Source organism: Catenuloplanes japonicus, assembly GCF_000717135.1.
In the GTDB taxonomy this organism is placed as follows: Bacteria; Actinomycetota; Actinomycetes; order Mycobacteriales; family Micromonosporaceae; genus Catenuloplanes; species Catenuloplanes japonicus.
On the sequence record NZ_JNXY01000011.1, the window covers coordinates 65,066 to 78,439 of the forward strand.

Here is a 13,374-nt window from a genome sequence, read left to right on the forward strand (position 1 = left end):
TTTGTAAGGATCAGGTAAGCGGCGGGTTCGGCTCAGACCCGGATCGCGGCAGCGTCACGGTGAACATGGCGCCGCCCTCGGGCGCGTGACCGGCCTCGATCGTGCCGTCCAGCCGGGCGACCAGGCGCGCGGCCAGCGCCAGGCCCAGCCCGCTGCCGGTCTTGCGTTCGTGCCGGTACCGCTGCTGAAGCGCCCCGCGCTGGAACGCCACCGCCAGATCCTCGTCGGTGAAGCCGGGCCCGCCGTCGCGGATCTCGACCACGCCGTCGCCGTCGCCCGGACCCGTGCGTACGGCGAGGATCAGCGGCGCCCCGGCCGGGAGCACCCGCAGCGCGTTCTCGCAGAGACCGTCGATCACCTGCCGGATCCGGGCCGGGTCGGTCCGCACCACGACCGGGCCGGCGGGCAGCTCCACCGACAGCAGCGGGCCGTCCGGGCCGCAGCGCGGCGCCCACGCCAGGCCGGTCGTCTCGACCAGCGCGACCAGGTCCACCGGTTCCGGATGCACCGGCAGATCGGCGGCCTCCAGCCGGGACAGGACCAGCAGATCCGAGATCAGCCGGTCCAGGCGGTCGGCCTCGACCCGCATGATCTCCCCGGCCGCGGGTGCGCCGTCGGCCGGCACCACCCCGTCGGCCAGCGCCTCGGCGTACCCGCGGATCGTGGCCAGCGGCGTCCGCAGCTCGTGCGAGACGGACAGCAGGAACTCGCGCTCCCGGCCCTCGCTGATCTGCAACGCGGCGCCGAGCTGGTTGAGCGCGGTCGCCAGCGCGGCGGCCTCCGCCGGTGGCCGGACCGCCAGCCGCACCGACCGGTCCCCGGCGGTCAGGCGCGCCGCCGCGAGCGCGGCCTGACGCAGCGGCCGGGCCACCACGAAGGCCAGCAGAGCCCCAGCGGCGACGCCACCGACCAGCCCGGCGAGCAACGCGATCCACACCCCGCCCAGCACACGCGGGTCGGTGGCGCGTGGTGCCGCGCGAGTCAGGACCACGCCGCTGTCGTTGCCGCTGAGCGGGCGCCCGGAGATCAGGACCGTCGTGCCCGCGACCACGCCGCGCGTGTCCACCGGGTCGTCGGCCGCGATCTGCGCGATCACCCGCTCGGGCAGTCCCGGCCGGTCCGCGACGCCACGCCGGACGAGGTAGACGTCGATGCCCTCGTCGCGCAGCCGGTCGACGATCCGGGCGCGGGCCGCCGGCCGCTCCGTGGCCAGCAGCTCGACCGCGAGCGCGGACTTCTCGGCCAGGTCCGTGCGGGCGGCCCGGTCGGCGGAGCGGATCGCGATCGGCAGCGCCACCAGCGCGGTGATGAGCACGGAGAGGACCGCGGTGGCCGCGGTGACCAGGATGGCGCGGCCGACGAACGTCCTAGGCATCGGCGGTGTATCCGACGCCGCGGACCGTCCGGATCAGGCCGGCGGCGTCACCGAGCTTCGCGCGGACCTGGGCGACGTGCACGTCGACCGTCCGGGTGCCCGCGTGCGACGACGCGTAACCCCACACGCCGGCCAGCAGCTCGTCGCGGGTGAACACCCGCCCCGGCCTGCGTAGCAGATGACCGAGCAGGTCGAACTCGGTCGACGTCAGGCTGAGCGTCCGGCCGGCCACGCTCGCCAGGCGGCGGCCCGGATCGAGCGTGACCGCCCCCAGCGTGAGCACCCGTTCGCCGTCGCCCGGACCGGCTGCGCGCCGGAGCAGCGCACGCACCCGGGCAACCAGCTCACGTGGGCTGAAGGGCTTGGTCATGTAGTCGTCGCCGCCGAGCTCGAGGCCGAGGATCCGGTCGACCTCGTCGTCCCGTGCCGTCAGGAACACCACGGGTGTCCAGTCGCCGTCCGCCCGCAACCGCCGGCAGATCTCGGTGCCGTCGATCCCGGGCAGCGCGATGTCCAGCACGCACGCGACCGGCCGCAACCGCCGGGCGGCGGCCAGCCCGGCCGCGCCGTCGTGCTCCACGTGCACCCCGAAACCGTCGCGGCTCAGGTAGAGGCGGACGAGGTCGGCGATCGGCCGCTCGTCCTCCACCACCAGGACCAGCCCCTTGTCGTTCACCGCCCCATTGTGCAGCCCTGGGGGCCGACCGGATCGGCTGAAGGCCCGCGAGCCCTGGGGTGCTGCTCGACCTCGGATGCGGCCGAGGCGTTCGCCGGGTTCCAGCCGTCCTGGCCGGAGCCCCCCGCAGTTCCGGCCGCCGGCAACCGATTCGCATAATCTGCTACATAGCCATGTAACTCTATGCGACCAATCGTCGATCATTGACACTCTAGGTAACGGTGATTGCCGCGGAGGGTTGCCGCCCGACGTGGCAGGAACCGTTGCCAGCCAACAGGCAGGGCCACCTCCAACCGAACCGCACGGTGTCGACACCTGCCGCCCCGACAGGCGAGAGGACAGCCGTGACCAGGTTCCGCCAGGGCCCCGAGGTCGTCGTGACCGACGAGGCGCTCCACGTCCGAACCCCACTCCGACGCACCTTTCCGGTGGCCGAGCTGGAAGACACGTACGTCCGGCGCGGTTCGCTGGGCGAGGAGTTCGAACGCACCCTCCACACCACGGTCAGCGCGATCGCGCTGGCGGGGTCGATATGGTCGGTCACCCAGTCGAACGCCGTGACGGTCGTCTGCCTGGCCGCCGTCGTCATCCCCTCGACAATCACATTGATCCGGAGCTACCGGTACGGTCGGCGATACGAGCTGTGGGCGATCATCCGCGACGAGGACGTGCTGCTGTATTGCAGCACCGACCGAAGGGCGTTTCACCAGGCGTTGCACGCCCTCGGGAAGGCCCGCAGCCGGGGCGCATCCTAGTGCCTTCCATCTCTTGGGACACCCATGGATCGCATACTGTCTGGAAGACCATATTCTACGATTTCTGCACCTCGCCAAGTGCGTTCACGCATTCTGCGAAGTAGCTGATCAACGCCGCCACACTCGGAGACCATAGGAGTCACGTTGCCGGTCGAACCGCCCGTCGTCGCGCGCCGTCGCGTGCGCGTGGCGCTGCGGGCGGCCCGGGAAGCCAGGGGGCTGACCCAGGGGCAAGTGGCCGAGGAGATGTCTTGGTCCGTCTCCAAGGTGGTCCGGATCGAGACCGGTGAAGTATCGATCGGTGTCAATGACCTTCGCGCGCTTCTTGCATTCCTGGGCGTAACGGACCCGTCACACGTCGCCGAACTGCTCGACGCGGCCAAACAGTCCCGCACCCGGCAGCAGTGGTCGAACCAGCCCGGCATGCAGAAGCTGCTCACCCCGGCGCTGCGCCGACTCATCGAATACGAGGCGGACGCGAAGTCCATCCACTGCTTCTACACGATCCTCGTGCCGGGCCGGCTTCAGACGAGGGCGTACGCCTACGCCTTGCTGAAGAAGTTCGCCGAGGACCTGTCTCCCGAGGAGATCGAGGCACGGCTCAGCGCCCGCATGCACCGCAGGCAGGCCCTGCTTCGGCAGACACCGCCGCCCCGCATGCGGATCATCCTCGACCAGTCGGTGCTCGATCGCGTGGTCGGCGGGCCGCAGGTGGCCGGTGAACAGTTCGACGACCTGGTGGGCACGATCCGGAGCAAGGGATTTCGGCTCAGGATCATGCCGTACGCGGTCGACGCGCCGCTGCCCTCCACCGGCTTCTACGAACTGCTCCACCTCGGCGGCCCGGACGACGAGGGCGACGGCTTCCTCTACCGCGAGCATCACACGACCGACGACATCATTGAGGATCAAGCGAAAGTCGCCGAGCATCGCAGGGTCTTCGACCAAATTTGGGATGTCTCGATCGCGGAGGACGAGTCGATAGCCCTGTTGAGACAGCGCGCCCGGGTGCTGCTGTCGACCTGACTCCGCGATGCTCCTCGGCGCACACGTCTGTCGGTGTGTGCCTTTCGCCGGTTGCGGGACAGTCCCGCGATCACGAAAGGGCAGAACCATGTCTGATGACATCTTCTCGGGTCACCGATCGATCAACCTGCCGGACGCCTTCGCCGGAACTGCGAATGCCGACTGGCGGCGGAGTACCCGGTGCGGCTCGAACGCCTGCGTCGAGATCGCCAAGGTCGGCAAGTCGTACCTGGTCCGGGACTCGAAGGACCTCGGACAAGCACCCCTGCGGTTCAGTCCGCGTGTGTGGCGGGCATTCGTCGCGGGTCTCAGCACGGGTGAGTTGAACTCCTGACGGCCGCGCGGGTGGTGGGCCCGTCGGGCCCACCACCCGCGAAGACAGACTCTTGCTGAACGGCCCGGCTCTCCGCCGGTAGGGGATCGACCGGGTCGTGCGACGACCGAGGATCATCGGGACATGACCGCACACGTCGAGGCTTTCACGCGGGCCTCCCGGGACGCTGATTCCGAGCTGGCCCTCTTCGCCGCCGTCTCGCGGCAGCTGCGCGGGCTGGTGCCGTTCGACGGGGCGGCGATGTTCGCCGCCGACCCGGCGACGCTGATGGGCACCAGCGCGGTACGCGTCGAGAACGTCGAGCACGACCTCTGCGACACGTACTGGGACCGGGAGTTCCTGGTCGAGGACGATCTGCTGTTCCGCGACGTCGCGCGCAGCACCCGCGGGGTGGGGACGCTCTACGAGAGCACCGGCGACCGGCCCGCCCGCAGCGCACGCTACCGGGAGTACCTGGCGCCGCAGGGCTACGGCGACCAGCTGCGGGCCGTCTTCCGGCTCGGCGGCACCACCTGGGGCCTGATGGACCTGTACCGGGACCGTTCCCGGGGCCCGTTCACCAGACGCGAGGGCGAACGGATCCGGCAGCTCGCCCCGGTCGTGGCGGGCGCGCTGCGCGGCTTCGCCACCAGGGCCGGGACGTCACCGGCGTCCGGCGGCCCCGGCACGGCCCTGTTCGACGACCGGGGCGTGCTGCTGTCCCTCGACGCCGGGGCCGAACGGCTGTTCGCGGAGATCGGCGGGCCGCACTGGGCGACCTTCCCCGTGGCGATGACGCCGGTGCGGTCCGTGGTCGCCCGTGCCAGGGCCGTGGCGCAGGGCGTGGACCGGGCGCCCGCGGTGCTGCGCCTACGGGCCGCGTCCGGGCGGTGGCTGGTGCTGCACGGGTCGTGCCTGCGCGGGCCGGACGGGTCGCCGGGCCCGATCGCGGTCACGGCCGCGCCGGCCCGGTCCGAGCAGATCGCGCCCATCCTGGTGCAGGCGTACTCCCTGACCCCGCGCGAGCAGCAGGTGACCCGGGCGGTGGCGCGCGGGCTGTCCAGCCAGGAGATCGCCGCCGACCTGGTCCTGTCGCCGCACACCGTCCGGGACTACCTCAAGACCATCTTCACGAAGGTCGGGGTGAGCAGCCGCGGCGAGCTCGTCGCCAAGCTGCAGGCGTCGCTGCCGCTGGAGAACGCGGAGATGGTCGAGTGGTGACCGGCCGATTCCCCGCAAACGAGGGGTACTGCGTGCGACGTGCCACCACCAGAGTGGAGGGATGAACATCGAGGACTGGACGCCGGGTCGCAGCGTGGTGCTGCGCGGCGCGAGCGTCATCACCATGGACCCCGGCACGGGCGACTTCGTCGGCGACGTGGTCATCACCGGCGACACGATCGGCGCCGTCGGCCCCGGGGCCGCCTCGACCGCGCCCGGCGACGCGCTGGTCGTCGACGCCACCGGCACCGTGATCATCCCGGGGCTGATCGACGCCCACGTGCACGCGTGGGAGGGCGCGCTGCGCGGCGTCTCCCCGGACAGCGACATCATGGCGTACCTGCACCTGACCCACACGACGCTGGCACCGCTCATGACGCCGGAGGACGTGGCGATCGGCGAGCGGGTCACCGCCGTACGCGCGCTGGAGCAGGGCGTCACGACCATCGTCGACAACAGCCACAACCTACGCAGCCTCGAACACGGCCAGGCCGTGCTCGCCACCCTGCGGGAGACCGGCCTGCGCGCGGTCCTCGCGGCCGGCACCGGGATGGGGCAACCGGACGCGCACCTGCGCGCCACCGTGCTCGCACTGCGCGACGCGGCGGCCGGCGACCCGCGCATCACCGTACGGCTGATGGAACTCGCCCCGACCGCGGACGGGCTGCGGTTCAGCGCGGAGAACGGCGTCGGGCTGGTCGCCGAGACGATCGCCGGCATGGGCGACCTGGACGCGGCCCTGACCCCGGAACTGCTCCACGACCAGGTCACCCTCGACCACGTCATCGGCCTGAGCGACGCGCACTGGCGGGCGATCGCCGAGACCGGCGCCGCGGTCGCGCTGGCACCACGCTCCGACCCGCACTACGCGCTCGCGGTCGCCAGCCCGGTCCTCTCCGCGAACCGCTTCGGCGTGCAGGAGGCGATCAGCACCGACAACGAGTTCGAGTACGGCAGCGACATCCTCGGCGAGATGCGCGCGCTGATGAGCACCCAGCGCGGCCAGGCGTTCACCGGCGGGCCGGACGCTCCCCGCCCGTACGGCGTCCGGGACGCCCTGCGCGCCGCCACGCTCGGCGGCGCCCGCGCCGCCGGCCTGACCGGCCGGATCGGCGTCCTCGCCGCCGGCGCGAAGGCGGACCTCGCCGTGATCTCCCTCGACCGGCTGCGTCCCATCGCGTCGCACCTCGGCGCGGTCGTCAGCTACGCCGAGTCCCAGGACGTCACCGCCGTCATCGTCGACGGCGTGCCCCGCAAGTGGGCCGGGAAGGTCCTCGGCGTGGACCGCGCGGACCTCGCGCACCGCGCCGAGGCCAGCCGCGACCGCATCCTCACCCAGGCCGGCGTCGACATCGACACCCTGCGCTTCGCCGGCGACCTGCGGCTGTAGACGCGGAGGACGGGACATCGCGCCGCCCGGGACGACCGTCGTCGACCCGGGCGGCGCGCCGGCGTTCGCGATCACGGTGCCGTCTCGGGCGGGGCCGGAAGCCGTCGGCCCCGCCCCGCGGCCGCCGGAAGCGTCGTCGCCGCCAGGGCGAGGGCGGCCGCGACCAGCACCACGTTCTTCACGATGTACTGGCCCTCCAGTGTCGGGGCGAAGGGCTCGTGCCACATCTCGGACGGGAAGAGCAGCAGCGGGGTGAACGTGCCGGCCATCTGGAACAGCAGCGCGGCGAGGGAGAGACGCGGGAGACGGCCGGTGAGCAGGGCGAGACCGATCGCGGTCTCCAGCAGCGCCAGCGACAGCCGGGCGACGTCGCCGTCGACGACGCCGAACGTCAGCACCGCGATCGTGCGCCCGGCCAGGTCGTCGGCGGGGCTCAGGCCGGGCGCGAACTTGAGCACACCGAACCAGAACAGCACCAGGCCGAGGCTCAGGCGCAGCAGGCGCGGGCCGTAGCGGCGGGAGATCTCGTTCATCGAATCGGTCCCTTCCGGACGGTCGGGCCGGTCTGTGCGAGCAGGGCCGTCCGTTCGGTCATCCCGGCGCGGGCGACCGCGTCCCACAACGCGTCGCGTTCGGGCGTGCCGACGCCGTGGCCGAGGCGGAGCAGCAGCGGCGTGCCGGTCGCGGACACGATCGGCAGCGCGCGGACCACCTCCGTCACGGTCAGCACGCCGTCGCGGCCGGCCAGCTCCGCGAAGCGGTCGGCGACCACCAGTAGATCGCTCATCGGATCCTCCCGAGTGAATGTCGTTCGTACCTCGATGGTCGCGGTCACAGGGCGTCAGCTCGACGGGCTGCGGCGGTATCCTCACGCTCCGCCCCGGGCGGGTGTTTCCCCTGGTCGTACCGCTGTGGTTGTAGGTCATGACGCCGCCGTGGGCGGACGCGCGCCGCCGTCTCCCGGACGACGATCAAAGGACCACACACCACACCGATCCGCCGGTACGCACGGCGGCCGCACCACACCGGGGGAAGACATGACGCAGCAGGAGACCGACCCGCACGCCACCGACCCGCACGCCACCGCCTCGCACGGGGCCACGGAGCCGCGTGGTCTGCGGCAGTTGCCGGGCTCGCGGCTCGCGCAGGGCCGGTTCGGCCGGATGTTCCCGCGCCTGCGTGCGCTGCACCTGGACGACGGGCGCCTGGCCGAGATCGCGGCCGCGATGGCGGAGACCGCACCCCGCGACGCGGACGGTGACAACGACCGGATCCCGGCCGGATACAGCTACCTCGGGCAGTTCATCGACCACGACCTGACGTTCGACCCGGTGTCCAGCCTGATCAAGAACAGTGACCCGGACGCGCTCACCGACTTCCGCACACCCCGGTTCGACCTGGACAACGTGTACGGCCGGGGACCCCGTGACCAGCCGTACCTCTACGACACCGGCGGGAGGATGCTCGTCGACCGGCACGACGACGAGCTGGACCTGCCCCGCAACTCGCGGGACGTGGCGCTGATCGGCGACCCGCGCAACGACGAGAACGTGTTCGTCAGCCAGATCCAGCTGACCATGCTGGAGTTCCACAACGCGGTGCTCGGCCGCCTGGCCGAGTTCCCGGGCGCGGTCAAGGCCGGCGAGGACGCGTTCACGGCGACGCAGCGGATCGTGCGCTGGCACTACCAGTGGATGGTGGTGCACGACTTCCTGCGCCGGATCGTCGGCGAGACCACGCTGCGCGACGTGCTGCGCCGCGAGCCGCTGGTGCCCGGCGGCGAGCCGGTCGAGCAGGTCCGGCCGCGGTTCTTCCGGTGGATGAACGAGGCGTTCATGCCGGTCGAGTTCTCGGTGGCCGCGTACCGGTTCGGGCACTCGATGATCAGGGCCGGCTACAAGCTCAACACCTTCGTGCCCGCCCGGCCGATCTTCACCTCGACACCGGCGCGGGAGGACCCGCTCGGGCACTTCGGCGGCTTCCGCAAGCTGCCGCCGTTCTGGCAGGTCGAGTGGGCGCGGTTCTTCCCGCTGCCGGGCGCGGACCCGGCCGTCCTGCAGCCGGCCCGGCGCATCGACACGCAGCTCGCGCCGCCGCTGCTGGACATGCCGCCGGAGCAGGTCGCCTCCGGCAGCCGCAACCTCGCACTGCGCAACCTCACCCGGGGGGTACGCCTCGGACTGCCGTCCGGCGAGGACGTGGCACGGGCGATGGGCGTACCCGTGCTGTCCGCCGTTGACCTGGGTCTTCCCGCGGCCGGCGGGACGCCGCTGTGGTTCTACCTGCTGCGAGAGTCGCGCGTGCGGGCCGACGGCAAGCACCTCGGCCCGACCGGCGGCCGGATCGTCGCCGAGGTCTTCCTCGGCCTGCTCGCCGCGGACCCGGGGTCCTACCTGCGCGCGGAGCCCGGCTGGCGCCCGTTCCTGCCGGCGGCGACGGCCGGCGACTTCACGATGCCGGACCTGATCGCGTTCTCCGGCTTCGGCCTCACGCCCGTCACTGGGCCGGCGTCCGCCAGCGGGCCGGTACCCGTCACCGGGCCGGCGTCCGCCAGCGGGCCGGCGCTCGTCACCGAGCCGGCGTTCGTTAGCGGGCCGGCGTCGTGACCCGCCTCGGGTGCGGCGTGGTGGGCCGCCACCCGCACGGCGTGGTGGCCCGGCGCCCGCGCGTGGGGTACTCGCGGTACCGGCGTCGCGGCGATGTCTCGCACGACGGTTTCCGGCCGCGGCGCTGGACCAGGCGGGAGCGGGAGGTGGTGGCGTTCATCGGCGCGACGACCTTGCTCTGCGGTGGTGTGATCTTCCTGCTCGGCGCGGCCGCCGGGCTTGGCTGACCTGCCTCGATCGCCCCCGGCACACCGGGCGGCACGGCTGCTGCCGTGCCGCCCGGCTCGGGTGTCCGGCTCGGGTGTCCGGTTCGGGTCAGGCGGCTTCGCCCGGGATCACCAGGCCGGCCTGGTAGGCGGCCACCACCGCCTGCGTACGGTCGCGGACCTCCAGCTTCATGATGATCCGGCAGACGTGCGTCTTGACGGTCGCGACGGCCAGGAACAGCCGGGCCGCGATCTCGTGGTTGTCCAGGCCGTGCGCCATGTGCACCAGGATCTCCCGCTCACGTGGCGTCAGCCGGTCCAGCACGCCGGCCGCCACGTGCGTCGTCGCCGGCCGGTTCACCACGTCCGCGATCACGCCGCGCGTCACGTTCGGCGCCAGGAACGCGTGCCCCTCCGCCACCGCCTCGATCGCGCGGACCAGGTCCGTCGGTGCCGCGTCCTTCAGCAGATAACCGGACGCGCCCGCGCGCAGTGCCGCACACACCTCCTCCGGCGACGACCCCAGCCCGGTCAGGATGATCACCTTGACCGTGTGGCTCGGGTCGCCCGCGAAGTCGTCGCCGGTCAGCTGCCGCGTCGCGGTCACGCCGTCCACATGCGGCATCCCCAGATCCATCACCACCACATCGGGCAGCAGCCGGCGGGCGAGCGTCACCGCCTCGCCGCCGTCGCCCGCCTCACCCACGACGGTGATGCCGGGCGCGGCGGACAGCAACATGATCAGGCCGCTGCGGATCAGCGACTGATCGTCGGCGAGCAGTACCCGGATCGGTTCGGTCATGACAAGACCCCTCTGCGGGTACGCCCGCCGCGCGCGTCTGAAGCGATTTGCCTGCTTTCTGACGATATTGTGCGGGCGGCGCGGCGGCGGGAGCGCCATCCCGGAGCGGTGGATTCCGGGGGTGCGTGTCATCCCGTAGCGGTACGCCGTTCGGCCCGCCTACCGCCGGAGCGGGCCGGGAGAAGTACCGCACCGGATGGTCGCGCGGACGATCTTGCGAACGGACAATTGGGGTATGACGACACAAACTCGATCTGTTACCCGTCCCTGTGCCGGTGTCTTCGAGATGGGCGCATCCGCGCGATGGCTCGGCAGCGCGGAGCTCCTCTTCCCGTCCGCTGTCCTGGCCCCGGCCACCGCGGCCGCGGCACGCCGCGCCGGCCTCGAGAAGTCGCCCGGCAGGTACTGGGTGGCCGCGAGACCGGCCGCCGACAAGGGCGCCTTCTTCTGCGCGCCGATCAGGGAGCTCTGCGTCGGCCAGGCGCCGGGCGCGAGCGGCGCCGGTCACCTTGCGGTCGGCCTCGACCTGGGCGGCTGGACATCACCGGACGGGCCGGTCGGTCGAAAGGCGGCGTTTAACGATCGAGTCTGCACGCCGGAGATCGCCGCCGAGATCGACGAGTGGTTCCGGACACTCGCCGACCCGGGCGACGCGTGGCGTGCCGCGGCCGTCAAGGCCATCCAGGAAGCGAGGTCCGCCACGGCCGCGCGGGCCGGGAAGGACGCACTCATCTCCGGTGTGACCCCGCGCGTCATTCCGCAGTGGGTGACACCGCCGCAGCTGGAAGCGATTGCACGGATCAAGATCAGTTGGCCGCTGGAGTTGTCGTGGCCGTGATGAGGGCCGCGTGGTTCTCCCGGCCGGATGCCGCGCGGCGCCCGGCCGGGAGCGGTCACTCGTCGTCTATGCGACCACGGCTGATCGACGGGTTGATCCTGCCCATCGGTCTGCTCTTCGAACTGCTCGCGCTCGCCGGTGCAAGGCCACCTGATCCTGTGCTGGGGTGGTCCACTCTGATCTGCGTCTTTCCTCTGTTCGGCGCGCTGTTGCTCCGCCGGCGCTGGCCCGGCCCGGTGCTGGTCGTCCACCTCTCGTGGGCGGTGGTGACGGCACTTCTGGTCGACTACAACTCGGTTGCCGGGGTGCTGATCGCCCTGTACGGGTACTCCGCGCGCAGCCGTCCACTGTGGTCAGGACTGGCGTTGTTCTCGTGCCTGACGGTCTTCGCGTTCCAGGTGATGAAGACGCGCGACGGGACCGATGCCGGCTCGTTGGTCGCCAGCATGACGCTCGCCGCCGTCGCCGCGGTCATGGCGCAGCAGTACGGTCGTGTGCGGCGGTCGAGGGAACGCGCCCACGTCCGTGCCGACCGTGAGCGTGAGCTGGCCGAACTCGAGCGCGGGAAGGCCGAGATCGAGCGGGTGAGAGCCGACCGTGAGCGTGAGAAGGCCGAACTGGCCGTCGCCGACGCGCTGCGACTGGAACGGCTCGGCATCGCGCGCGAGCTGCACGACATCGTCGCGCACTCGGTCAACGTCATGATGCTGCAGGCCGCCGGTGCCCGCGCCGTGCTGGACCTCGACCCCGCGCGCGCCAGGGACGCGCTCGGCACGGTGCTGGAGGCGGGCGCGCAGTCCATGGAGGAACTCCGGCGCCTGCTCGGCCTGCTGCGCTCGGCCGCCGGCGGCGAACTCTCCGCCGACGACCCGCATCCCGGCCTCGGCGACCTGCAACCGCTGCTGGACCGTTCCCGGGCGGCCGGTCTCGCCGTCGACCGCGAGATCGAGGGCGCCCCGCGCGATCTCGACCCGAGCGTCAGCCTCACCGCGTACCGCGTGATCCAGGAGGCCCTGACCAACGCGATGAAACACGCGGGCGACGACGCGGTGGTCCGCGTCCGCCTGGAGTGGGCGCCGGACCGCCTCATCATCACGGTTCGGAACCACGGCGAGCCCCCCGCTGCCCAGACCCACCCGCTCTCCACCGGCAACGGACTCCGGGGCCTGCGGGAGCGCGCCGTCATCGTCGGCGGCACCTTCGACGCCGCCCCGCTCCCGGACGGCTTCCGCGTCCGCTGCGAACTCCCGGTCTCCCGCCCTTCGTCGCGTTCCTGACCGGGCGGCACGTTGACTTGTCGCAAGCCTTGTCTCAAGATGATGAGACAAGGCTCGGGACAAGCTGGGAGGCTGTCATGTCGAGGAAAGTACGTCCGGCGGAGGTCGAGATCGCCCGTCTGTGGCTGGCCGCGCGTGGGCTGGCCGACGTCACGCCGACGCCGGGGCTGGCGGCGCGACTGACGGTCCGGCGACGGGCGCGGCTGGCCGCTGCCGTGCTGCCGGCCGCGTTTCTCGTCGCGATCGCGCTCGTCTACGTCTCCGCGCTGCCGATCCGGCCCTCGGATGCCGGGTTCGGCGCGGAGCGGGGCTGGGCGCTGGTGGTGCTGACGGCGCTGGTGGCCGGGCTGGTGCTGGGCCTGGCGCTGCTGGGCCGGTGGGTGCGGCGGGTCGATGCACAGGTCGGTGCGGAGTTGCCGCGCCGGGCGGCGCACTCCGTCCGGCCCGGCTGGCGGACCGTGATCGGCGTGCCGCGGGTCGTGCTGCTGGTGGTCACGTACGCGGGTGCGGCGGTGCTGGCGATCGCGGCCCTGATCGCGCGGGACGGCGCGGCGAGGTACGCGGCGGTCATCCTGCTCATCGGGCTGGGCGGGGTCGCGGTCGGCGCGGCCGTCCAGCTGCGTCACGTGCTCAGCCACTCGGTGGTGGCCGACGACGAGGGTTCGCTGAGGGCCGATTTCCTCATGCGTGTGGAGGACGCGCGCGAGGTGGCCACGCCGACCGTGGTGTGGTCGCTGCCGGTCGTGTCGGTGTTCGACTCCGGGCTCGATCCGTGGAACACGGGGTGGCTGGTCTTCATCGTCCTCAGCGTCGTCGCGCTCATGGCGATCACGGTCCGGGACGGGCGGATCGCCCTGGCGGCCCAGCGCGGCGCCGACGCCCGGTGACC

At 72.2% G+C, this 13,374-nt stretch carries 15 protein-coding genes; 10 read left to right on the forward strand and 5 right to left on the reverse strand.

Translation table 11 applies throughout. The features are described from left to right. Positions 1 to 10: 10 nt before the first annotated feature. Both OP04_RS18270 and OP04_RS18275 read right to left on the reverse strand, forming a co-directional pair. The gene (locus tag OP04_RS18270) at positions 11 to 1,375 is read right to left on the reverse strand and encodes a sensor histidine kinase (RefSeq protein WP_051798249.1); all 1,365 of its coding nucleotides are present in this window, start codon (positions 1,373 to 1,375) and stop codon (positions 11 to 13) included. After that, complete coding sequence (locus tag OP04_RS18275) at positions 1,368 to 2,051, reverse strand: response regulator transcription factor (protein WP_033340928.1); 684 nt, start codon at positions 2,049 to 2,051, stop codon at positions 1,368 to 1,370. The genes OP04_RS18270 and OP04_RS18275 overlap by 8 nt, the downstream gene beginning before the upstream one ends. Positions 2,052 to 2,395: 344 nt before the next feature. On the opposite strand from OP04_RS18275, the gene OP04_RS18280 reads away from it, so the two are divergent. The 5 genes from OP04_RS18280 (at position 2,396) to OP04_RS18300 (ending at position 6,756) form a co-directional block, all read left to right on the forward strand. Continuing rightward, positions 2,396 to 2,806, forward strand: coding sequence for a DUF6232 family protein (locus OP04_RS18280; protein WP_033340929.1), 411 nt, complete (start codon positions 2,396 to 2,398; stop codon positions 2,804 to 2,806). 144 nt (positions 2,807 to 2,950) lie between these two features. Further along, positions 2,951 to 3,832: a helix-turn-helix domain-containing protein gene (locus OP04_RS18285; protein ID WP_033340930.1), complete on the forward strand. Its 882-nt coding sequence runs from the start codon at positions 2,951 to 2,953 to the stop codon at positions 3,830 to 3,832. An 88-nt stretch (positions 3,833 to 3,920) separates the two neighbouring features. Next, a complete protein-coding gene (locus OP04_RS18290) occupies positions 3,921 to 4,166 on the forward strand; it encodes a DUF397 domain-containing protein (protein ID WP_033340931.1) in 246 nt (81 codons plus the stop codon). A 123-nt stretch (positions 4,167 to 4,289) separates the two neighbouring features. After that, on the forward strand, positions 4,290 to 5,366 hold the full coding sequence (locus OP04_RS18295; protein ID WP_033340932.1) for a helix-turn-helix transcriptional regulator: 1,077 nt from the start codon (positions 4,290 to 4,292) through the stop codon (positions 5,364 to 5,366). Between the two features lie 61 nt (positions 5,367 to 5,427). Then, on the forward strand, positions 5,428 to 6,756 hold the full coding sequence (locus tag OP04_RS18300) for an amidohydrolase family protein (RefSeq protein WP_033340933.1): 1,329 nt from the start codon (positions 5,428 to 5,430) through the stop codon (positions 6,754 to 6,756). Between the two features lie 71 nt (positions 6,757 to 6,827). Here the strand turns inward: OP04_RS18300 and OP04_RS18305 are convergent, their stop codons facing one another. Both OP04_RS18305 and OP04_RS18310 read right to left on the reverse strand, forming a co-directional pair. Beyond that, positions 6,828 to 7,289, reverse strand: a complete 462-nt coding sequence (locus tag OP04_RS18305; protein WP_063746629.1) for a hypothetical protein — start codon at positions 7,287 to 7,289, stop codon at positions 6,828 to 6,830. Further along, on the reverse strand, positions 7,286 to 7,543 hold the full coding sequence (locus tag OP04_RS18310) for a hypothetical protein (protein WP_033340934.1): 258 nt from the start codon (positions 7,541 to 7,543) through the stop codon (positions 7,286 to 7,288). The genes OP04_RS18305 and OP04_RS18310 overlap by 4 nt, the downstream gene beginning before the upstream one ends. A 250-nt stretch (positions 7,544 to 7,793) precedes the next feature. Here OP04_RS18310 and OP04_RS18315 point away from each other — a divergent pair, with 250 nt between their 5' ends. Together OP04_RS18315 and OP04_RS18320 are read left to right on the forward strand one after the other, a co-directional pair. Beyond that, positions 7,794 to 9,362, forward strand: a complete 1,569-nt coding sequence (locus OP04_RS18315; RefSeq protein ID WP_051798253.1) for a peroxidase family protein — start codon at positions 7,794 to 7,796, stop codon at positions 9,360 to 9,362. Next, positions 9,359 to 9,589: a hypothetical protein gene (locus OP04_RS18320; RefSeq protein ID WP_033340935.1), complete on the forward strand. Its 231-nt coding sequence runs from the start codon at positions 9,359 to 9,361 to the stop codon at positions 9,587 to 9,589. Before OP04_RS18315 ends, OP04_RS18320 begins: the two co-directional genes overlap by 4 nt. Positions 9,590 to 9,677: 88 nt before the next feature. Here the strand turns inward: OP04_RS18320 and OP04_RS18325 are convergent, their stop codons facing one another. Continuing rightward, on the reverse strand, positions 9,678 to 10,370 hold the full coding sequence (locus tag OP04_RS18325) for a response regulator (RefSeq protein WP_033340936.1): 693 nt from the start codon (positions 10,368 to 10,370) through the stop codon (positions 9,678 to 9,680). A gap of 286 nt (positions 10,371 to 10,656) precedes the next feature. Between OP04_RS18325 and OP04_RS49795 the strand changes: the two genes are divergently transcribed. The 3 genes from OP04_RS49795 to OP04_RS18340 all read left to right on the forward strand — a co-directional run bounded on the left by OP04_RS49795 (position 10,657) and on the right by OP04_RS18340 (position 13,372). Then, the gene (locus OP04_RS49795; protein WP_051798255.1) at positions 10,657 to 11,208 is read left to right on the forward strand and encodes a hypothetical protein; all 552 of its coding nucleotides are present in this window, start codon (positions 10,657 to 10,659) and stop codon (positions 11,206 to 11,208) included. A gap of 68 nt (positions 11,209 to 11,276) precedes the next feature. Beyond that, a complete protein-coding gene (locus tag OP04_RS18335; RefSeq protein WP_198153881.1) occupies positions 11,277 to 12,485 on the forward strand; it encodes a sensor histidine kinase in 1,209 nt (402 codons plus the stop codon). A 77-nt stretch (positions 12,486 to 12,562) separates the two neighbouring features. Further along, positions 12,563 to 13,372: a hypothetical protein gene (locus tag OP04_RS18340; protein ID WP_033340938.1), complete on the forward strand. Its 810-nt coding sequence runs from the start codon at positions 12,563 to 12,565 to the stop codon at positions 13,370 to 13,372. Positions 13,373 to 13,374 lie beyond the last annotated feature (2 nt).